We start from the raw sequence: 19,528 nt of genomic DNA, 5'->3' as shown, positions 1-19,528 counted from the left end.
CGCGGGATGGCTGCGCACATGACCCCCGAGGAGTTCCGCCGCGCCGGGCACGCCGTGGTGGACTGGATCGCCGACTACTGGGCCACGCTGCCCGAACGCCCGATCACCTCGGCGGCCCCGCCCGGCACGGTGGTCGCCGCCCTCCCGGACGGGCCGCCCGAGCGCGGTGAACCGGTCGAGGCGGTCCTCGCGGACCTCGACACGCTGGTCACGCCGCACCTCACGCACTGGCAGCACCCGGGCTTCTTCGGCTACTTCCCGGCCAACACGTCCGGCCCGAGCGTGCTCGGCGACCTGGTCAGCGCGGGGCTGGGCGTGCAGGGGATGCTCTGGGCGACCGGGCCGGCCTGCACCGAACTGGAGACCGCGATGCTGGACTGGCTCGCCGACCTGCTCGACCTGCCGAAGCGGTTCCGGTCCGCCGGCGCCGGCGGCGGCGTCATCCAGGACTCGGCCTCCTCGGCGACCCTGGTGGCGACCCTGGTCGCGGTGCACCGGGCCAGCGGCGGCCGGTGGCGGGAGGGCGGCGTCGACCGCCGCTACCGCGCGTACACGTCCACCCAGGGCCACTCGTCGATCGAGAAGGCCGCGCGGATCGCCGGGCTGGGCACCGACGGCGTCCGGGCGGTCGAGGTGGACCCGGAGACGCTCGCCATGTCACCGGCCGCGCTGCGGGCCGCCGTCGAGGCGGACCGGGCCGACGGGGTGGTGCCGGCCCTCGTGGTCGCCACCGTGGGGACCACCTCCACCACCGCCGTGGACCCGCTGCCGGAGATCGGCGCGATCTGCGCCGAGTACGGCATCTTCCTGCACGTGGACGCCGCGTACGCGGGCGCCGCGGCGGTCTGCCCCGAGCTGCGGTTCGGGCACGCCGGCCTGGAGTACGCCGACTCGTACTGCTTCGACCCCCACAAGTGGCTGCTCACCGGGTTCGACTGCGACGCGTCCTGGGTGGCCGACCGGGGCGAGCTGACCGAGGCGTTGACGGTGCTGCCGGAGTACCTGCGCAACGCGGCCAGCGAATCCGGCGCGGTGATCGACTACCGGGACTGGCAGGTGCCGCTGGGTCGCCGGTTCCGGGCGTTGAAGCTGTGGTTCGTCCTGCGCTGGTACGGGGTGGAGGGCCTGCGCGCGCACATCCGGTCGGGGGTGGCGCTCGCCGCCCGGTTCGCCGACCGGGTACGCGCCGACGAACGGTTCGAACTGGCCGCGCCGCACCCGTACTCGCTGGTCTGCTTCCGGCTGCGGGCCGACGACGCGGTCAACGCCGAACTGCTCGCCCGGGTGAACGCGACCGGCCGGGTGCACCTGACGCACACCAGCGTGGCCGGCCGGTACGCACTCCGACTGGCGGTCGGCTCACCCCAGACCACCACGTCTCACGTCGACGAGGCCTGGACCCTCCTGACGGAAACGGCCACCACCCTCCTCCCCCACTGACGCCCGACCCGGCCCGACCCGGCCCGACCCGGCCCGACCCCGTTGATCATGAAGTTGACGGGTGATTCGAAGATCGAACCACCCGCCAACTTCATGATCGACAAACGAGGGGGGTCAGGGGGTGGGGGCGGTGGTGACCGGTTCGGGGGTGGGGTGGGCGGGGGTGGTGGGGGGCGTGTGGACGGCGTTCGCCAGCGCCCGGGCGCGGCGGGTGCGCAGCAGGGCCCGGACGGCGAGCCCGAGCGCGGCGACCCAGCCCGCGACCAGCAGCGCGTACACGGCCGGCCGGACCCCGCCACCGAGGTCGGCGGCGCGCATCAGGGTGCGGGCGTTGGTCAGCACGATCACCCCGCCGATCGCCGCGCCGAGCAGCTGGGCGGGCACGATGCGGACCAGCCAGGCGGCCAGCGGCGCGGCGATCAGCCCGCCGACCAGCAGGGCGGCCACCATCGGCAGGAGGAAGCCCTCGGAGCCGAGGCCGATGAGGAACCCGACGCTGGCCGCGCCGGCCACCAGGAACTCGGCGGTGTCCACCGAGCCGATCACCTTGCGGGGCTCCATCCGGCCGCTGACCAGCAGCGCGGGCGTCGCGACCGGCCCCCAACCCCCGCCGCCGGTGGCGTCGACGAACCCGGCGACCAGGCCGAGCGGGCCGAGGAAGCGCCCGCGCAGCCGGCCGGCGCGCCGCTCGGTGCGCAGCGGCCGGGAGAAGCGCACCAGCAGGTACGCGCCGAGCGTGAACAGGATGGCCGCCATCCACGGGGCGGCGGCCTCGGTGGAGATGGCGCTGAGGAAGGTGGCCCCGGCGAACGCCCCGAGCGCGCCGGGCACGGCGATGCGGCCGACCACCCGCCAGTCGACGTTGCCGAACCGCCAGTGCGCCACGCCCGCGGCGAGCGTCGTGCCCACCTCGGCGAGGTGCACCGACGCCGAGGCGGCGGCCGGTGCGACGCCGGCGAGCAGCAGCAGCGTCGTCGAGGTGAGCCCGTACGCCATGCCGAGCGCGCCGTCGACGAGCTGGGCGGCGAGCCCGACGAGCGCGAGGACGAGCAGCTTGCGCACGACACCTCCCGAGTTTCTGGGTATCTCCTATCGACTTGGTCGACAATGCGGGACGGGGGGTGCCAGGGTCAAGCCCCTGTTCGGTCAGTGGGACGACCCACGCCCGGTCGCCGGGTTCGGCGGGTGGACGGCCGGTCAGGTCCAGGCGGCCGGGTCGGCGGCGAGTTCGGTGACCCGCGGCGGGAGCGTGCCACCGGCCACGTCGGCGACGGTCACCAGCTCGAGGATCTGCCGCTCACTGGCCCGCAGGGCGATCCACACGTCCTGCAGGGCGCGCGCCGCCCCGTGGTAGCCGAGGTCCTCCGGTCGCTGCCCCCGCACGTGCGCCAGCGGCCCGTCGATCACCCGGATCACCGCGGCGAGGGAGATCTCGGCGGCCGGCCGGGCCAGCCAGTAGCCGCCCTCCGGGCCCCGCTGGGCGTGCACGATGCCGCCCCGGCGCAGTTGCAGCAGGATGCTCTCCAGGAACTTCGGCGGGATGTCCTGGGCGCGCGCGATCTGCTCGGCCGTCACCGGCCGCCCCCGCCCGGCGGTGGCGCCGCCGGTCACCGAGGCGAGCTCGGCGACCGCGCGGAGGGCGTAGTCGACCCGGGCGGAGAGACGCATGCCGGACAGGTTATCCGGCCGGTCACCCCGCCCGGCCGATCACCCCTCGGCCGATCGGCCGGGCAGCGGCCGATCCGGGCCCAGGTCAGGCGCCGACGCGGCGCAGCAGGCCCTCCTGGACGGCGCTGGCGATCTGCCGCCCGTCCCGGGTGAACATCCGGCCGGCCGCCAGACCCCGCGCGCCGGACGCCGACGGGCTCCAGCAGTCGTAGAGGAACCACTCGTCGGCCCGGAACGGCCGATGGAACCACAACGCGTGGTCCAGGCTCGCGCCCACCAGGCCGCCGGGACCCCAGACCTCGCCGTGCACCGACAGCACCGAGTCCAGCAGGGTCAGATCGGAGGCGTACGTCAGCGCGCACGCGTGCAGCAGCGGGTCGTCGGGCAGCTTGCCGTCGATCCGCATCCACACCCGCTGGTGCGGCTCCGCCGGACGGTCACCGGGGCGGACCCAGCCCGGCTCGCCGACGTAGCGAACGTCGATCGGGCGCGGGATCTGCGCCCAGATGCCGAGCCGCTCCGGGTAGCGGGCGAGCCGGTCGCTCATGGTCGGCACCTCGTCCGGCCCGGGCACGTCCGGCGGGGCCGGCGCCTGGTGGTCCAGCCCCTCCTCCACCCGCTGGAATGACGCGGACATGAAGAAGATCGGCTTGTCGTGCTGGAGCGCGACCGAGCGGCGGACCGAGAACGAGCGGCCGTCGCGGATGTTCTCCACCTGGTACTCGATCGGCTCGACCGGGTCGCCGGGGCGCACGAAGTAGCCGTGCAGGGAGTGCACGAACCGCTCCGGGTCGACGGTGCGGCCGGCGGCGACGAGGGCCTGACCGGCGACCTGCCCCCCGTACACCCGTTGCGGGCCGACCGGCGGGCTCATCCCCCGGAAGGCCATCTCGCCGGTCGGCGTGAGGTCCAGGACCTCCAGCAACTGGTCGACGGCGGCCTGACCGACCGCGACGTCCGCGGCGCTCACCGCAACGCCCGCGCGGACGCGGCGTCGACCAGCGACCCGAGCTGGTGTACGCGCAGCGTGTTGGTCGAGCCGGGGGTGCCGGGCGGGCTGCCCGCGACGATCACCACGTACTCGCCGGGATTGGCCCGGCCCAGGCCGAGCAGCGCCTCGTCGACCTGCCGGAACATGTCGTCGGTGTGCTCGACGAAGGGCATCAGGAAGGTCTCCACGCCCCAGGAGAGGGCGAGCTGGTTGCGCACCTCGAGAACCGGGGTGAACGCGAGCAGCGGCAGGTCGCAGTGCAGCCGGGACAGCCGGCGGACGGTGTCGCCGGTCTGCGAGAACGCCACCATCGCCTTGGCGCCGATGGCCCGGGCGATCGACGAGGCGGCGACGGTGAGCGCGCCGCCGTGCGTACGCGGGTCGTGCTGGAGCCGGGGCACGCCGATCGAGCCGGACTCCGTCGTGGTGACGATCTTGGCCATGGTGCTGACGGTGAGCACCGGGTACTTGCCGACGCTGGTCTCGCCGGAGAGCATCACCGCGTCCGCGCCGTCGAGCACCGCGTTGGCCACGTCGGACGCCTCGGCGCGGGTCGGCCGCGAGTTCTCGATCATAGAGTCGAGCATCTGGGTGGCCACGATGACCGGCTTGGCGTTCTCCCGGCAGAGCTGCACCGCGCGCTTCTGCACCAGGGGAACCTGGTCCAGCGGCAGCTCCACGCCGAGGTCGCCGCGGGCCACCATCACGCCGTCGAAGGCCAGCACGATCGCCTCGAGGTGGTCCACCGCCTCCGGCTTCTCCACCTTGGCGAGGACCGGGCGGTGGACGCCCTCCTCGGCCATGATCGCGTGGACGAGCTTGATGTCGTCGGCGGAGCGGACGAAGGAGAGCGCGATCAGGTCGACACCGAGCCCGAGCGCGAACCGCAGGTCCTCGGAGTCCTTGTCGGACAGGGCGGGGACGCTGACCGCCACGTTCGGCAGCGACACGCCCTTGTTGTTGGAGACCGGGCCACCCTCGGTCACCAGGCAGCGGATGTCGTTGCCGGTGACGTCGGTTACCTCGACGGCGACCCGGCCGTCGTCGATCAGGAGCCGGTCGCCCGGCTTCACCTCCTGCGGCAACTTCTTGTAGGTGCAGGAGACCCGGTCCTTGGTGCCGAGGACGTCGTCGCTGGTGATCACCACGGAGTCGCCGGTGCGCCACTCGTGCGGGCCCTCGGCGAAGCGGCCGAGCCGGATCTTGGGGCCCTGCAGGTCGGCCAGCACGGCGACGGGGCGGCCGGCCGCGTCGGCCGCCTCCCGTACGAGCCGGTAGACGGCCTCGTGGTCGGCGTGGCTGCCGTGACTGAAGTTGAGCCTCGCCACGTTCATGCCGGCCTCGACGAGCCCGCGGATGCGCTCGGGCGAGGAGGTGGCGGGACCAAGTGTGCAGACGATCTTCGCGCGGCGTGTCACGCCCATCAGGCTAGTCTCTCCTCCGGGCCGGACTGCGGGCCGACCCCTGTCGCACTGCGAACCAGGTTTGTCCGACGATGCGCGGGTGCGCGACCGGGGGTGGGACACCCGCCGGGGACGTCGTGACGGCGGGCATCGGCGACCGCGCGCCCGGAATCGTACCGTCCGGTGTCAGCCCGGCCGCCGGGCGTGGGTGAACGGCGCCGGGCCGGTCGACGAACGCCCATGGAGCTGGCCCTAGCTCTGGGTCTTGGCCAGCGGGAACTCCAGCGAGCCGGCCGGGCAGTAGAAGCTCATGACGTCGACACGGTAGAGGCCGGCCTGCACGGCGGGGTCGGCCTCCATGACGCTGCGGACGTCGTCCACGGAGCCGGTGCGGGCCAGGCCGAACCCGAGCGGCGGGTCCGGCTCGCGGGCGGGTCCGTCCACGGCCCCGGCGACCAGGACGATGCCGCGCCGTTGCATGGCCTGCAGGTGCGCGTTGTGCTCGGCCTGGAGCCGCTGCACGGTCTCCGCCGGCAGCGCCCGCCCGGACGCGCCGGGATAGAGCACGATGCACTCGTACGTGTCGAGCGCGAAGTCGACCTCCGGCGTCCCCGTCATGGCGTTCTCCTCCCGCCCGTCACGCCGGAGGCGGGTCGACGCCGACCGGCACGGGCACAGCGTCCCACGAGCCGGAGGCCGGTACGGCCAACTTCGCGCAGCGCGGTGCGGTGCGGCGACACCGCCGGCCCGGCCCCGTCGAGGCGCTCGCGGTGCGGCGGCCCGGAAGCCGTCCGCGCACGCGCCGGCGGGGCGGTCGGTGCACCGACCGCCCCGCCGGACACGTACGGGTCGCACCTACAGCGCGAAACAGTTGGGGCGGATCGCCCGGTCGCGCAGCGCCTGCCGGATCACCGTGTACGTGGTGCCGTCCAGCGCGAGCCCGAGGTGCCCGACCAGCCGCAGCGGGCACCACGCCTGGATCAGCGCGTTGGTGGCGCCGTCGGCCAGCGTGGCGTTGCCCACCGGGCGGACCAGTTCGTCCTGCCAGGTACGCACGGTGGTGTAACGGACCGCACCGGGGGTGTCGTCGCCGGCGTTGAGGTCCTCGATGAAGTCGGAGCCGGTCATCATCTGCTGGCAGGAGACGACGCCGGCGCAGCTACCGAGCCCGATGAAGTTGAGGATGTTGGCCACGTACGTCCCCTGTTCCGGGGTGCCGAGGCTGACGTACCGGCCGACGGCGCCGGTGCCGTTCAGCCGCTTCAGGTAGTAGCGGGCCACCAGGCCGCCCTGCGAGTGCGCCACGACATCGACCTTGGCCGCACCGGTGACGGCGCGGACCTGGGCGACGTACCCGGCGAAGGCGCGGGCGGAGGTGGGGATGTCGCCGAAGCCGAGCCCCGGCAGTTCGTAGATGAACGGACGGAAGCCGTCGCCGCGCAGCCGGGCGGCGAGCGGCTCGTAGACGGCGGCGAAGCCGCTGAGGCCACCGACGACGATCACCGGGTTGGCGTTGGCGTCGGCGCGTTCGGCGGCCTCCTCGGCGGCCGGGACGGCGGTGGGTCCGGACGCCGCCGCAGCGGTCGGGGCGGCGGTGGGTCCGGACGCCCTCGCAGCGGTCGGGACGGGCTCCGCGGCGGCGGTCGCGGCCGGGAGTGCGAGCGTCGCGGCGAGTGCTGCCGCGAGCACGGTGGCGGTCTTTCGGAGCAGCATGGCTGCACCTCCGGGTGGTGGTGGGTGCGGTGTCCGATCGACCGGTGCGAACGATGATGGGGCCATTGATTCAGGCTCGTCAATGCTAAGTTACGCTTCGGTAACCCGTTGTTCCATCAGAGGCGCATTCCGGCATTCCGGATGCCATATGTCCACATTGGAGTAGTTGCGGCGCGGAAGCTGTTACGCGGCAACGGTGTCGGCGCGATCCCCCACCCGGTGGCGTCCCGGTGGCATGCTGTGGCCGTGACCCCACCACCCGACGAACGGCTGCGGGTGATGCCGTGGTGGCTGGTGCTGGTCGGGCTGCTGCTCGCCGTCGCCCTCGGCTGGTGGGTGCTGGACTGGCTGCTCGGCGAGGCCGACCGGGCCACCCAGCCGGACACCCGGGCCACCCTGCGCGTCGACGCCATCCGCACCGGGCTGACCGTGGTCGCCGGCACCGGCGGTGGCCTCGCGCTGCTGCTCGCTGCCCGCCGGCAGTGGATCAGCGAACGCGCGCAGCGCCACCAGGAGGCCGTCGCCGCCCAGGACCAGACGCACCGCGAACGCGTCCAGGCGCACGCCGAGGCCGTCGCCGACGCGGCGCAGCGCCACCAGGAGCGGCAGACCCGGGCGGCCGACCACGACGCCGCCGAGCGCCGGCTGACCGAGCTGTACACCCGCGCCGTCGAGTTGCTCGGCAGCGACAACGCGGCCGTCCGCCTGGGCGGCCTGCACGCCCTGGAGCGGCTCGGTCAGGACAACCCGGGGCAGCGGCCGACCATCGTCGCCGTGCTCTGCGCGTACCTCCGGATGCCGCCGGCGGACGACCCGCGCGAGACGGAGGTACGCCGGACGGCCCAGCGGGTGCTCACCCGGCACCTGCGCGCGGACGGCGACCACTTCTGGCCCGAGTGTCAGCCTGGACCTGACCGGTGCCCGGCTGGCGGGGTTCGACGCCGCCGGCTGCACCCTGGTCGACGCCGACCTCACCGGGGCGGTCTGCACGGGCGTCACCCGCCTCACCGGCGCGACCGTGCGGGGGCGGCTGTCGTTGGGGGCGACGTTCGAGGAGTTGCGGCTCGACGAGGTCACCGGCGACGCGGAGATCGTGCTCGACGGCGCCCGGAGTCTCCGCACCAGCGTCGACCGGGCCGACCTCGGGGGCACGCTGTCCTGCCGGGGCGCCACCTTCGGCCGGGCGACGTTCCGGGGCACGACGTTCCGCGAGACGGCCACCTTCGACACCGCCCGGTTCACCGACAGCGCCACGTTCCGCGAGGCGGACTTCCGCGCCGGCCTGTCGATGGAGCACGCCGTGTTCGGCGGGTACGCCGGTTTCCGCCAGGCCCGCTTCGCCGACCTGGCCTTGTTCCGGTTCACCGAGTTCGGTGGCGACGCGTTCTTCGAGCAGGCCCGCTTCGAGAACAAGGGCAGCTTCGGCCGCGCCCGCTTCCACGGCCGGGCGCGGTTCGGCGGTGCGACGTTCGCCCGCCGCCCCGGCGTCGACCAGGCCCGCGCCAGCACGGCGCACTCCCACGCCTGGCCGGACGGCTGGCGGGCGAGCCCGGTCGACGACGACTGGCTGCTGCTGACCGAGACCTGAATCGTCACCGCGCCGACGCAGCCGCACAGATCTTGGAACGAAGTGGCCCCTCCAGGGGCCGAAATCGTCCATGATCTGGCCGCGCTCGAGCGGGTTAGGCTACGGGGATGAGCGAGGTGATTGAGGACAGTCCGGTCGGGTGGGTCGCCAGCCACGTCCGGCGGTACGTCGCCAGCGACGGCGCCGACGGTGGCACGTTCCACGGCTATCCCGCCCTGCTGCTCACCACGCGGGGCCGCCGCTCCGGCGCGCTGCGCCGCACCGCCCTGATCTACGGCCGCGACGGCGACCGCTACCTGCTGGTCGCCTCGAACGGCGGGGCGGCCCACCACCCGTACTGGTACCTGAACCTGCGGGACGACCCGGAGGTCCAGGTGCAGGTCGGCGCGGAGCGCTTCGCCGCCCGGGCGCGGACCGCCACCGCCGAGGAGCGACCCCGGCTGTGGGAGCTGATGACGGCGGTGTTCCCGACCTACGCCCGCTACCAGAAGGAGACCGACCGGGAGATCCCGATGGTCGTCGTCGAGCGCGCCTGACCTGGGTGCTGTTTCACCTCCGCGGCCCGGATCGCGTCAGCCAGCCGCCAGGGATCCCTGTCCGGGTACGAACCATCGCGTCGGCCGGATCCCCGTGCGGTCAGGGCGGAGTAGTCCCGAGGATCGAGAAGAACGCCCCCTGTGGATCGGTGAGCACCGCGAAGCGGCCCCGCGTCAGGTCCGTCGGCTGAACGGCGAGCGTCGCGCCCATCCCTAGCGCCTCGGCGACGACCCGGTCGGTGTCGGTGACCGCGAAGTAGATCATCCAGTGGGACGGGAGGTCGCCCCAGTCTTCGCCGATCATGGGCATCATCCCGCCGACGGGACGACCGTCCAGCTGCCAGGTGGTGTAGGTGATCGGGCCCATCGGTTGGTCGTCCGCCGTCCAGCCGAACACCGACCCGTAGAACTCCTTAGCCCGGTCCGGCTCCCGCGTGGTCAGCTCGGGCCAGGTCAGCGAGCCGGGTACGTCGAACACCTCGGCCCCCGGCATGCCGAGCGACTGCCACACCCCGAACGGCGCCCCGGCCGGGTCGGCGAAGAGCGCCGTCCGCCGAGAGCCGGGGACGTCGAAGGGCTCGGTCAGGATCCGGCCGCCGGCGGCGGTCACCCGCTGGCAGGCACCCTCGGCGTCGTCGGTCGCCAGGTAGGGCATCCAGGCAGGCGGCCGTTGCGGGCCGGCCCCCAGCCCGGCACCGGCCACCGTTTTGCCCTGCTGGTGGAAGACGAGGTGACCGTCAGCCGCGGGTTGCCGGTCCGCCTCGGCGACGGCCCACCCGAACAAGGGCGCGTAGAAGCGCGCCGCGCCGGGGAGGTCGGTGGTGACCAGGTCGACCCAGGCGGGTGCCCCCGCTGGAATATCTGTCATGGCTTCGGCTTCGCTTTCTCTGCTCGGGCAACTCTCAGCGGGATGGCGGCGGGCGGGCCCGACAGCCGACGGCCGTCAGCCGGCACCGGCGCCGAGCCGCCAGCCGGTGTAGGTAATCGTTCCCATCGGCTGGTCGTCCGGGTGCCAGCCGAAGACCAGCTCGTAGCAGACCTTCGCGCCCTCCGGGTCGTGGGTGACCAGCTCGTTCCAGGCCATCGCGCCGGGGACGTCGAACCGCCCGCCTCGGGCTCCGGCGTGATCCGCCCGGTCCAGCCGAACAGCTCCGGGTAGAAGCGCCGCGCATCGGCGGGATTCCGGGGTGGCCAGGTCGGCCCAGCAAGGCGTGCCCGGCGGGACGGTGCTCACGTCGACCCCTCTCGACTGGGGGCGGCCACCGCCGGCACGCCCTGCCGGCATCGTGGCACCGTTCGCGCGTCGTACGGGGCGGATCGGGCGAATCGTCAGCTTCACCGTCGTCCGGATCTAGCCGCGAAGCGCTCGTCACGGAGGTAACCGGATCGCCGGCCCCTGCATCCGGACGTAGCCGGGATGAGTGCGTGGGTGCTGTGGAACTTGGACGACGATCAGCAGCTGCGTCAACGCTTGCCGCTGCTTGCCGCCCTGTTTCTGGAATAGGTGGTCTGGCCTGCCGCGGTAGGCCGTGGCGGTCGTGGCGGTCGGGCGTTGGGTCATCCGAGCCACCGGTCGAACCATGCGCGGGTGCGGCGGAGCACGTCGAGTTGGTGGTTGCGTTCGCGGATCGAGTGGTTCTCCCGGGGATAGACGACGTACTTGTGCTCGGCTCCGAACCTGCGTAGGGCTCGGTGGAAGAACTCCGCCTGTGATACCGGAACGTTGGTGTCGTTCTCGCCATGCAGGATCAGCACCGGCGTGCGGATGTTGGAGGCGTACGAGATCGGGCTGAGCCGGTCGTGGCGGTGTGGACCTGTTCCTTCCCAGCCGCTGCTGCCGCCGAGGGCGGCCTCGAACGGCCCCTGTTCTCCGGTTGCGGCGAGCATTCCCCAGTCGCTGATTCCGGCGCCCATCACGGCGGCCTTGAACCGGTCGGTCTGCCCGACCGCCCATGCGGCCATGAACCCGCCGTGGCTCCAGCCGCCGATGCCCAGCCGGTCGGGGTCGGCGACGCCGTCGGCGATGAGCAGGTCGATGCCGGCACAGATGTCGGTCCACTCGTCGAGGCCGACCGCACCGGCGACGCGCACCGCGAAGTCGTGGCCGTGCCCTTGGCCGCCGCGCGGGTTCGGCAGAAACACGGCGTAGCCCGCAGTCGCCAGCCACTGGCCGGACGGGTGCCAGCCGAGCATGAGCCGGTCGGCGTGCCGCTCGTACGGGCCGCCGTGAACCAGTGTCACCAGCGGAAACGGCCCGTCGGTGTGCGACCGGCCGGCGGGCAGGATCAGCAGGCCGTCCAGGGCCAGCCCGTCAGATGCCTCGTACGACAGGCGTTCCTGGACACCCCACCGGATGTCGCGGAGTTCGGGCCTGAGATCGGTCAGGCTCGTCAGCGGCCCGCACGTGGGGCCGGCGTGGACGTTCCCGGGCTCGTAGGACGTGCTCACCACCGCCGCGACGGCGTCACCGTGCCGGCTCGTGGCAAACGACGTCGCGAGGCCGTCGACCCGGGACACCTCGACGAGGGTGGGCCCGACCGGATCGAGCCGGTGGATCGCGGTATCGAGCCCGTCGGCGACCAGCACCAGCGGCAGACCGGCGTCGACCTGAACCAGGTTGCTCGGGCACACGGTCGTGCCGGCGGTCAGGTTACGGTGCTCGCCCACCGGCCCGCTCACCGGCACGGCGACATCGAGAACCGCATGTCCACCCACCAGAGCGGGCGGAGTCTTCGCGACATATGCCAGGTGCCAGCCGTCGTCGGCGGGCCACCAGACGAGCGACGACGCGTCCGCCGCGGCCGAGCCGAGGTCCCGCGTCACGCCGCTGTCCGGATCGAGCAGGTGGAGACCGGGCTCCACAAGGCCCGGGTCCACGTCGGGGGTCGACCAGGTCAGTACCGCCAGGATTCCATCGTCGGGCCGCTGGACCACCTCGACGACATGACGATCGCCGAACGCATCCGGTGTCCGGACCTCCCGGCTCCGTACGTCGAGCAGCCGCAGCCGGTCCGGGCGTACGCGTTCACCCCACACCCGAGCGTCGTCACGCTCCCTCACCCGGCGTTCGTCCTCGGCGGACGGTTCATCGGCTGCGATCACCACAACCACGTCCGGATCGGCCAGCGGGAGGTGACCGGACACCCCACCGGCCCAGCACGTGACCGCCTCCACAACACCGTCGACCAGCCCCACCCGGTGCAGTTGCGCCGTGCCACGCTCAGCCCGGTCGGAGAGAAAGTAGACCAGCAGCGAATCCCCGGCCCACCGCGGCGCCGAATCGTACGCCTCACCCGAAGTCAATCGTCGCGGAGACCCAGTCCCGTCGACGGCGGCGACCCACACCTCGCTGACCGGGTGATCACCAGCCCGCCCGACCGGGGCGACCACGTAGGCGACCCACTTGCCGTCCGGCGACAGCGCCAATGCCTGCGGAACACGACCGTCAACCACCAACTCGGCAGTGAGCTGCGTACGGGCCACCGAGGCACAGTATCGATCAACTACTACGGCTGCCAACCGCTGCCGCAGCACGCCGCAGCCAAAAGACGCTGCCCAGGGAGTAGTTGTCGGGGCGCTCCCCAAAACTGGGGTTCGCTGTCGCCACCGCCGTCCAGACGCGGCGGTTGACGCCTGCGCACACTGCGACTTGACGCAACCCGCGTTCGTGATGGGCGACCTCATCCGGCCGACTCAGTCGTCGGCGCTCCGCCTGCCACGCAAGCGCCGGCGATCGGACAGGACTGTCGTTCATTGTCCGAGTGCGCGGTAGCGCAGGTGTACGGTGCCGTTTCGGAATCGGCGCTCATCGAGCAGCTCAAGGTCGGTGCGCATGCCGGTCGGCAGCCCTGGCTTACCCCCGCCGACGACCACGGGCCAGACGAACAGCTGGCACTCGTCGACCAGCCCGGCCCTGAAAGCCTGCGTCGCGAGGTTGGCACCTCCTACGGTGAGATCGCTGCTGGCCGTGGCCTTCAATTGGTGTACCGCGGCGGGGTCGAAACGGCGTTCGAGTCGGGTGTCGGCAGTTGATACCGCGGCGAGGGTCGTGGAGTGGACGACTTTGTTCGCCGCCTGCCAGGCGCTGGCGAAGTCTGCCATGAGCTCGGACTGGGCGGCCAGACCGGTATTGGTTTCCCAGACCGCCATCGATTCGTACAGGCGCCGTCCGTAGAGGAACGTGCCGACGGATCGCAGGAGGTCGGTGGTGAACGCGAATACCTCGTCGTCGGGCGGGAACCAGTCGAAGGCGCCGCGCTCGTCCTCGATGTAGCCGTCGAGCCACACGTTCGTCACGTAGATCAGCTTTGCCATGCCTCTACCTCGCGGTGCACGAAGGACCCAATGGGAGGTCACCTCTTCTACGAACGACTCAGCCCGGATCCGACGCCATCCCGAGAGAGGTTCCACGGATCCTCGACTGGTCCGGCGCACGCCAGCGGTGTCCGCTTCTGCCGCCGAGCAGGCGCGCCGGAATGCAGGAACTCCCGTCACTCTCCGTGGATATCCTGCGCAGGCGTCGGCGCACGGCGGTGAGCATCAAGAGATACGACTCGTTGCCGAGACGCGGGCTGTCAAGGTCGGACGTCTCGAACCACGCCACAGCGTCGTGCTCGTCCGGCGCGGCGTTGACGGGTGTTCCGGTCCACCTGTCGATCAACCAGATCTGCATGTCGTACGTCGCGGTCCGGATCTCATGCATCGGCGGGCCGGACGGCTCCGATGCCGTGATTCCCAACGCCGTCGCGAAGAACGGCCGTCACAATCCGGACCGGACCGGAGTCGTCAGCGGAGATCGTCATGGGCACTCGCTGACCCATGCGGACCTGCCGCCGTTCGTGCGTTCGGCCTGTTCGCCAGCCGTCACGGTTGCGTGTTGCGTTGGATCGCCGCCGTAGAGGGCTGCGAAGACGCGGTGCCGCAGGATCTCGTACTGCTGGCGGCATCGCCGAGGTGGGCCCGGCGGGCGTTGCTGGACCTGACCGCCGACAACGACTTCTGGTGGCTGGAACTGGTCAGCTGTCAGGTCAACCTCGCGGCCGTCGGCCAATCGATTCCAGTAGTGGTAGCCGACCTTGGCGTCTCCGGCGAGGACCTCGCCGAGGATCAGCTCTCCGCCGAGCAGGTCCTGAATGATCAAGGCAGTCACCCCGCATTGACCACGGGCTGGGTTGCCGGCGTGCCAATCCTGCACATCGTGCGGGTCACAGGTATCCGGTCCCCAAGCGCCGCGCAGTACCGGCCGCAGCATCTCCAGGTCAATCGCGAGAGGGACTGATCGGTGGTCGCGCTCTTCAGACGTCACCCAGGAAGGGTCAGCCCTCGACCAGGTCGAGAGTCAAGAAAATATCCGCCTCGGGTCCTGGCCGGCCGAACGGCGCCACAACGGGCGCGCTCCTTCTGCCGCGCTCCGCGCGTGCTACGCAGCGTTACGCCGAGCTGGTCTGGATGCCGTGCAGGCGTGTGCCGATGAGTGCGCAGCCCGGCGGCGATCCGGCGACCGTCGCCGCGGCGGCGGGCTACCTCCTCGACTGGTCCGAACTGAACCCAGAGGAGAACGTCGAGGCCTGCCGCCTGCACCTCGCCACCACCGATATCAGCCTGCCTGGTCACGGTCCTCCGCCCTGTTGTTCGACGGCTGACCTGACTGTGCGCTCGCCCTCGATGGCTACCGGCTCTGCTCCCCGACGGAGAGGGCGGTCGACAGCAGGGCCTCCTCGTCAAGATGCCCGGGGTCGATCACGCGCAGCACATGGACCCGCAGGTCCACCCGGTAGCCCTCGGCCACCGGGCGCTCCCACACCCGGGCCGGACGTCCTCCCACTCGCTGGCGAAGTCCGAGACCTCGGCACCGACAGCGGCGGGCACCCGCCCGATGTGGAAGCCGTCCAGCACACCGCCGTCCCGGGTCACCGTTTCCGGCAGCTCCGCCATCCCGCCGCCTCCACCTTGCCGAGAAGGGATCAGCGCTCGGCGACGAAGACGCCGAGGCCGTGGACGCCCTGCACCCATCCCTGCGTCTGAAGGACGAGGATGGCTTGGCGAACCACAGTGGTCGAGACGCCGTGTTGCGCTCTGAGCTGCGCGGTGGACGGCAACTGGTCGCCGGGTGCGAGTTCACCCGACTCGATCTGGCTCCGGATGTGGTCGGCGAGTTGTTCCCACTTGGGCTTGACGGGCATCTGTACTCCCAGGTCTGCACCGCCATTCGATCACGCGCCGACTTCATGTGACAAGTCACGTGTTGTCGCGCTTGCTTTCCGTGACTAGTTGTGTAAAGTTCGATTCGACCGGCTCCCAGGTCTGCAAACCAAGAGTTGGTCCTTCCCCACCGCGCAGAGCGCCCGGCTGGTCGACCCGTGGGGCCGGCCGGGCGTGCCGTGGCCCGCCCCTTGGGGCGGCACCGGAGTCAGCAACACGCAGGCCCTCGGACAGGAGCCATCGTGGACAACGACGACACCACTCCCCTGGCGTCCGACGAGGACGTCGCCGACGCGGACGACATTCTCTTCGCCCACCCGCCCCGCGTGGTGACCCGCTGGCTCTGCGGCTGCGGGGAGGACTACCCCTGCCCGGACGTGCGTTTCGCCCAACTGGTCAAGAGCGCCCGGGTCAGCAACACGGGCTGAGCACGCCCTCAGAACAGGGTGCGGAAGAGCAGCAGGTAGCCGCAGTAGGCCAGCGGCAGGGCGAGGAAGCACACCAGGATGCCCAGCACCGGGTAGCGGGCCGCCGTCCCGGCGACCATCGCCGGCCTCCCCCAGCGGCCGAGCACCAGCCAGCCGGCGATCAGCGACACGGCGGGCAGCCCGGCGCACATCCAGGTGTACAGGGTGCCGAGGCCGACCACCCCGACGCCGGACGCGAGCACCAGGACCAGCATGAGCACCACGCCCACGGCAGCGCAGCCCAGGTACACGGCGAGCGCCCGCGCCACCGGCGACCAGGCCGGCAGCAGCGGCGGCCGCTGGGCCAGCAGCTCGGCCTGCTGCCCGTACCGGTCGGCCTCGTCGGCGTAGCGCCGCGCCAGCTCCAGCTCCGCCGCCGGGTCGGCCTCCCCGGCACGGGGCCCGGGCACCGCCGGCACCGCCAGCGCCGTCTCAAGACCCCGGGAGTACGCCCCGACACCCGGCCGCCCCGGCGCGGCGGCTGCGCCGCCGGCCCGCCCCTCCCCCGGTTCGTGGTGCGTTCCGGGGTGCCCGGTCGCGGGCGGGCCGGCGGCGGGCGGGGACGGCTCGGCGGGCGGCGGTGCGGGCGGGCCGGCGGCGGGGGCGGTGACGCCGATGGCGCGGCCGAGGTGGTCGAGGCGCTGCCCCTGCGCGGTGAGGCGGTGCTGGAGGGAGTCGGCGGCGGCGTGCAGGTTGCGCCGGTGTTCCGCCTCCACGGCGGCGCCCTGCTCGCCGGCGCGGCGCTGCTCGGCGAGCAGCCGGGCCAGCGCGGCGTAGTCGGCGAAGGTGGCCACGTTCAGCCCTCCCCGTCGTCGTCGGCGGGCTGGCCGTCCCGGGCGAACGGCACGATCAGCCGGGTGCGGTGGTCGTGCCGGTCGACCAGCAGCGCCCGGTCGGGACGGGGTTGGTAGCTCAGGTCGGGCACGCCCAGGTGCAGCCCGAGGTCGGCGCCGGGCACGTTCAGGGCGACGAGGCAGGCCACGTCGTCGCGGTTGTGCGTACCGCCGAGGTCGTCGGCGAGCCGGCGCAGGCCGCGCCACCAGCCGAGCAGGTGCACTCCGCGCCCGGGCCCCTGCCGGAGCACCTGCCGCAGGTCGTCGTGGCCGCTGCGGAAGGTCGCCGGGTCGGCCGCCGCGAGGACGGTGCCGGCGGCGTCCATTCCGAACACGACGAGGTAGGTCCGGGCGTGGCCGGCCGCCGGCTGGTCCGCGCCGTCGGTGGCCGGTGGCGGGTCGGCCAGCTCGTGGAGGCGGGCCCGCAGCCCGTCGGCGTCGAGGCGCTCGACCGGGTGGCCGGCGGCGGCGAGCACGTCGGCGGTGTCGTCGACGGCCGGGTCGGCGGCGGTGACGAGGGGGACGAGCAGGAACCGGGCGTCGCCGGGGGTGTGCTGGCGGGCCAGGCTGAGGGTGGCCGCGCGCAGCACCTCGGCGCCGGCGGCGGAGGTGCCCACGACCGCCAGGTGCCGGCCGGGGGTGCTGTCCATCAGGAACAGCGCCGACGTGCCGTCCACGTCGACGGTGCGGCCGACCAGGGCGAGCGGGCGGCGACCGCCGGGCCGCAGCCCGGTGAAGGTGGGGTCGTCCTCCAGCCGCGCGGTGTCGTACCCCTTGAAGACCGACGGTGGGCGCGCGCCGGACGAGCGGGCCGCCCACAGGTCGTGGCGCAGCCGGGCCAGGTCGGCGGCGGCCGCGTGGGCGTCCGGGAAGCGCACGACGGTGTCGGCCCCGGCCGCCCCGGCGGCGGTGTTGAGCACGGCGGACCCGACCGGCAGGGTGGCGGCGGAGTCGTTCAGCGGGTCGAGCACACCGCCGCCGCCGGGCAGCGCCACCCGCAGGGCGAACTGCCCGAAGATCGCCTCGGCCCGGCCGTAGAGGGCCTCGATGCCCGTCGTGCTCTGGCTGGCGAGCACCAGGTGCACGCCGTACGAGCGGCCCTTGCGGGCCAACTCCTCGAGCAGGTCGACCGACTCGCGGGCGAGCGGGTCGTTGCCGGCGAGCAGCACGTGGAACTCGTCGACCACCGCGACGATCCGGGGCAGCGGCGCCTCGCGGGGCAGGTCGGCGAGTTTGGTGACGCCGTGCCGCTTGAACGCGGTGGCGCGGCGCTGCAGTTCGCGGCGCAGCTCGCGGAGGACCGCGACGCCGTACTCCCGGTCGGATTCGATGCCGACCGCCCGCGCGTGCGGCAGCCAGGACGGGTCCCGGCCGGTGGGGACGAACTCGGTGAAGCTCACCCCCTCCTTGAAGTCGAGCAGGTAGAGCTGGAGTTCCGCCGGGGAGTAGCGGGCGGCCAGGCTGTAGAGGACGTCGAGGAGGAAGACGGTCTTGCCGGCGCCGGTGCGGCCGCCGACCAGCCAGTGTGGAGTGGCGTCGTCGAACGCGACGGTGACCGGGTCGCGGCCGGCCCGGCCGACCACCGTGCGCAGCCCGGCGACGGACGACTCCGCCCAGCGTCGCGCGGGAAGCAGCTCCGGGAAGCGCACCGTCGCGCCCTGCCGGACGGCGGCGCCCAGATGCCCGGCGAGGGCGGCCACGGAGGCGGCCGGGGGGTCGCCGTCGAGGCGCACCGGGGCGGCCAGGCCGCTGCCGTCGGCGCTGAACGGGGCCCCGGGCGGGTCGCCCACGTGGGCGTGCTCCCCGGTCAGCCGGACGCTGGTCGTCGCGCCGAGGGCCGGTGCCCCGCTCGCGGCGAGGAGGACGCACACGGAGGCGGCCGGGCCGGCGTGGGTGAGCGCGGCGAGGCGGGCGGCCTCCCGGGGCGGCGGCAGGGCGGCGGCGACCACGAGCAGCAGTTCCTGGTCCGGCCGGTCGGCGGCACGGGCCGTACGGGCGTGCGCTTCGGCGGCGTCGAGCAGCGCACCGGCCTCGGCCTCGGTGGTGGCCGGCGGGTCGAGTACGCCGGCGTCGACGAGCGGCCGCAGCGGCCCGAAGGTGGCGCCGAGCGCGGCGGTGTCGAGGCCGGCGACGCGGACGCCGCCGGGCGGGGCGGTGGCGAGCAGGCGGAGCACGACGGCGCGCAGCAGCGCGGCGACCCGGGGGTCGCGGGCGTCGGCGTCGACGGCGAGGTGGTGGCCGCTGCCGAGCGGGACGACGACCGGGAAGGCGCCGCCCGCGGTGGCGGCGTCGCCGAGGCGGACCGGTGCCGGGCCCGCGGCGAGCGGGGTGGCGCCGGGAGTGGGTGTGGCGAGGGCGTCGCCGAGCTGGGCGAGGCGGGCGAGCAGGTCGGCGGCTCCCGCCGGGGCGGCCGGGGGCGGGGCGGCGCCGAGGGCCCGGCGGGCGGTGTCGAGGTGCGCGCGGGCCGCGCGGTGGGCCGCGACCGCCTGCCCGTACGCCGACGCGAGCCTGCCCACCCTCGTTGCCGCTCCCGTCGCCTCGCCCGCTCGGGCCGTGTCCCCGCCTCCCGCGGGAGCCGCGGTGCGTTCGGGGAGCGCACGGCGCGGCGGGGTGATGGCGTCGGTACCCGGCCTCGGTCCGCCGAGAACCCTAACCGACCCCGGGGACGCCGGGACAGTCCGAAGGCGA

Annotated in this window: 20 protein-coding genes and 2 pseudogenes; 5 read left to right on the top strand and 17 right to left on the bottom strand. The window is 73.3% G+C overall.

Going from position 1 to position 19,528, the window contains the following annotated elements:
- Positions 1-6: 6 nt before the first annotated feature.
- The gene (locus ACN26Y_RS16850) at positions 7-1,440 is read left to right on the top strand and encodes a pyridoxal-dependent decarboxylase (RefSeq protein WP_422732995.1); all 1,434 of its coding nucleotides are present in this window, start codon (positions 7-9) and stop codon (positions 1,438-1,440) included.
- A gap of 114 nt (positions 1,441-1,554) precedes the next feature.
- Here ACN26Y_RS16850 and ACN26Y_RS16845 read toward each other — a convergent pair whose 3' ends face one another.
- The 7 genes from ACN26Y_RS16845 to ACN26Y_RS16815 form a co-directional block, all read right to left on the bottom strand.
- Positions 1,555-2,502, bottom strand: coding sequence for a sulfite exporter TauE/SafE family protein (locus ACN26Y_RS16845; protein WP_422732994.1), 948 nt, complete (start codon positions 2,500-2,502; stop codon positions 1,555-1,557).
- 135 nt (positions 2,503-2,637) lie between these two features.
- Positions 2,638-3,108, bottom strand: a complete 471-nt coding sequence (locus ACN26Y_RS16840) for an RrF2 family transcriptional regulator (RefSeq protein ID WP_366601967.1) — start codon at positions 3,106-3,108, stop codon at positions 2,638-2,640.
- 85 nt (positions 3,109-3,193) lie between these two features.
- The gene (locus ACN26Y_RS16835) at positions 3,194-4,078 is read right to left on the bottom strand and encodes an acyl-CoA thioesterase (protein ID WP_155331183.1); all 885 of its coding nucleotides are present in this window, start codon (positions 4,076-4,078) and stop codon (positions 3,194-3,196) included.
- A complete protein-coding gene (pyk, locus tag ACN26Y_RS16830) occupies positions 4,075-5,523 on the bottom strand; it encodes a pyruvate kinase (protein ID WP_155331182.1) in 1,449 nt (482 codons plus the stop codon). The genes ACN26Y_RS16835 and pyk overlap by 4 nt, the downstream gene beginning before the upstream one ends.
- A 231-nt stretch (positions 5,524-5,754) precedes the next feature.
- Positions 5,755-6,120, bottom strand: coding sequence for a YciI family protein (locus ACN26Y_RS16825; protein ID WP_366601965.1), 366 nt, complete (start codon positions 6,118-6,120; stop codon positions 5,755-5,757).
- Between the two features lie 237 nt (positions 6,121-6,357).
- Positions 6,358-7,215: an esterase/lipase family protein gene (locus ACN26Y_RS16820; RefSeq protein WP_155331180.1), complete on the bottom strand. Its 858-nt coding sequence runs from the start codon at positions 7,213-7,215 to the stop codon at positions 6,358-6,360.
- 183 nt (positions 7,216-7,398) lie between these two features.
- A complete protein-coding gene (locus tag ACN26Y_RS16815; protein ID WP_422732993.1) occupies positions 7,399-8,100 on the bottom strand; it encodes a hypothetical protein in 702 nt (233 codons plus the stop codon).
- Between the two features lie 19 nt (positions 8,101-8,119).
- Here ACN26Y_RS16815 and ACN26Y_RS16810 point away from each other — a divergent pair.
- From ACN26Y_RS16810 to ACN26Y_RS16800, 3 genes and pseudogenes are all read left to right on the top strand, one after another.
- Positions 8,120-8,200 (top strand): annotated as a pseudogene (locus tag ACN26Y_RS16810) (pentapeptide repeat-containing protein); the annotation flags it as partial.
- Between the two features lie 33 nt (positions 8,201-8,233).
- A complete protein-coding gene (locus ACN26Y_RS16805) occupies positions 8,234-8,803 on the top strand; it encodes a pentapeptide repeat-containing protein (RefSeq protein WP_422732992.1) in 570 nt (189 codons plus the stop codon).
- 107 nt (positions 8,804-8,910) lie between these two features.
- Positions 8,911-9,339 carry a nitroreductase family deazaflavin-dependent oxidoreductase gene (locus tag ACN26Y_RS16800; protein ID WP_422732991.1) on the top strand — a complete coding sequence of 143 codons (429 nt, stop codon included), beginning with the start codon at positions 8,911-8,913 and terminating at the stop codon, positions 9,337-9,339.
- A 100-nt stretch (positions 9,340-9,439) separates the two neighbouring features.
- On the opposite strand, the gene ACN26Y_RS16795 is transcribed toward ACN26Y_RS16800, so the two are convergent.
- The 8 genes and pseudogenes from ACN26Y_RS16795 to ACN26Y_RS16760 all read right to left on the bottom strand — a co-directional run bounded on the left by ACN26Y_RS16795 (position 9,440) and on the right by ACN26Y_RS16760 (position 15,521).
- Positions 9,440-10,207, bottom strand: a complete 768-nt coding sequence (locus ACN26Y_RS16795; protein WP_155331177.1) for a VOC family protein — start codon at positions 10,205-10,207, stop codon at positions 9,440-9,442.
- 87 nt (positions 10,208-10,294) lie between these two features.
- Positions 10,295-10,573: pseudogene (locus tag ACN26Y_RS16790) on the bottom strand (VOC family protein); the annotation flags it as partial.
- Positions 10,574-10,896: 323 nt separating this feature from the next.
- Positions 10,897-12,873, bottom strand: a complete 1,977-nt coding sequence (locus ACN26Y_RS16785; protein WP_422732990.1) for a S9 family peptidase — start codon at positions 12,871-12,873, stop codon at positions 10,897-10,899.
- A 216-nt stretch (positions 12,874-13,089) separates the two neighbouring features.
- A complete protein-coding gene (locus ACN26Y_RS16780) occupies positions 13,090-13,653 on the bottom strand; it encodes a dihydrofolate reductase family protein (protein ID WP_422732989.1) in 564 nt (187 codons plus the stop codon).
- A 58-nt stretch (positions 13,654-13,711) separates the two neighbouring features.
- Entirely contained in the window at positions 13,712-14,041 is a 330-nt protein-coding gene (locus ACN26Y_RS16775; protein WP_422732988.1) for a hypothetical protein, read from the bottom strand.
- A 96-nt stretch (positions 14,042-14,137) separates the two neighbouring features.
- Complete coding sequence (locus ACN26Y_RS16770) at positions 14,138-14,590, bottom strand: YunG family protein (protein ID WP_422734942.1); 453 nt, start codon at positions 14,588-14,590, stop codon at positions 14,138-14,140.
- Positions 14,591-15,007: 417 nt separating this feature from the next.
- Positions 15,008-15,142, bottom strand: coding sequence for a hypothetical protein (locus ACN26Y_RS16765; protein WP_255456189.1), 135 nt, complete (start codon positions 15,140-15,142; stop codon positions 15,008-15,010).
- Between the two features lie 160 nt (positions 15,143-15,302).
- Positions 15,303-15,521 carry a winged helix-turn-helix domain-containing protein gene (locus tag ACN26Y_RS16760; RefSeq protein ID WP_155331173.1) on the bottom strand — a complete coding sequence of 73 codons (219 nt, stop codon included), beginning with the start codon at positions 15,519-15,521 and terminating at the stop codon, positions 15,303-15,305.
- 261 nt (positions 15,522-15,782) lie between these two features.
- Between ACN26Y_RS16760 and ACN26Y_RS16755 the strand changes: the two genes are divergently transcribed.
- A complete protein-coding gene (locus ACN26Y_RS16755; RefSeq protein ID WP_422732987.1) occupies positions 15,783-15,968 on the top strand; it encodes a hypothetical protein in 186 nt (61 codons plus the stop codon).
- A gap of 8 nt (positions 15,969-15,976) precedes the next feature.
- Here ACN26Y_RS16755 and ACN26Y_RS16750 read toward each other — a convergent pair whose 3' ends face one another.
- Complete coding sequence (locus ACN26Y_RS16750; RefSeq protein ID WP_422732986.1) at positions 15,977-16,801, bottom strand: hypothetical protein; 825 nt, start codon at positions 16,799-16,801, stop codon at positions 15,977-15,979.
- Between the two features lie 2 nt (positions 16,802-16,803).
- Positions 16,804-19,356: an FtsK/SpoIIIE domain-containing protein gene (locus ACN26Y_RS16745; RefSeq protein WP_422732985.1), complete on the bottom strand. Its 2,553-nt coding sequence runs from the start codon at positions 19,354-19,356 to the stop codon at positions 16,804-16,806.
- Positions 19,357-19,528 lie beyond the last annotated feature (172 nt).

The organism is Micromonospora sp. WMMD558 (assembly GCF_049315255.1).
Taxonomy (GTDB): domain Bacteria; phylum Actinomycetota; class Actinomycetes; order Mycobacteriales; family Micromonosporaceae; genus Micromonospora.
The sequence above is the reverse complement of the archived record's forward strand: the minus strand, read 5'-3'. Positions and strand labels throughout refer to the sequence as shown.

What these genes read in the sequence shown, in the direction of transcription:
- ACN26Y_RS16850 (WP_422732995.1), top strand. Translation starts at nt 7, where the DNA reads ATGGCTGCGCACATGACCCCCGAGGAGTTCCGCCGCGCCGGGCACGCC.
- ACN26Y_RS16840 (WP_366601967.1), bottom strand. Translation starts at nt 3,108, where the DNA reads ATGCGTCTCTCCGCCCGGGTCGACTACGCCCTCCGCGCGGTCGCCGAG.
- pyk (WP_155331182.1), bottom strand. Translation starts at nt 5,523, where the DNA reads ATGGGCGTGACACGCCGCGCGAAGATCGTCTGCACACTTGGTCCCGCC.
- ACN26Y_RS16825 (WP_366601965.1), bottom strand. Translation starts at nt 6,120, where the DNA reads ATGACGGGGACGCCGGAGGTCGACTTCGCGCTCGACACGTACGAGTGC.
- ACN26Y_RS16820 (WP_155331180.1), bottom strand. Translation starts at nt 7,215, where the DNA reads ATGCTGCTCCGAAAGACCGCCACCGTGCTCGCGGCAGCACTCGCCGCG.
- ACN26Y_RS16800 (WP_422732991.1), top strand. Translation starts at nt 8,911, where the DNA reads ATGAGCGAGGTGATTGAGGACAGTCCGGTCGGGTGGGTCGCCAGCCAC.
- ACN26Y_RS16795 (WP_155331177.1), bottom strand. Translation starts at nt 10,207, where the DNA reads ATGACAGATATTCCAGCGGGGGCACCCGCCTGGGTCGACCTGGTCACC.
- ACN26Y_RS16780 (WP_422732989.1), bottom strand. Translation starts at nt 13,653, where the DNA reads ATGGCAAAGCTGATCTACGTGACGAACGTGTGGCTCGACGGCTACATC.
- ACN26Y_RS16775 (WP_422732988.1), bottom strand. Translation starts at nt 14,041, where the DNA reads ATGCATGAGATCCGGACCGCGACGTACGACATGCAGATCTGGTTGATC.
- ACN26Y_RS16770 (WP_422734942.1), bottom strand. Translation starts at nt 14,590, where the DNA reads ATGCTGCGGCCGGTACTGCGCGGCGCTTGGGGACCGGATACCTGTGAC.
- ACN26Y_RS16760 (WP_155331173.1), bottom strand. Translation starts at nt 15,521, where the DNA reads ATGCCCGTCAAGCCCAAGTGGGAACAACTCGCCGACCACATCCGGAGC.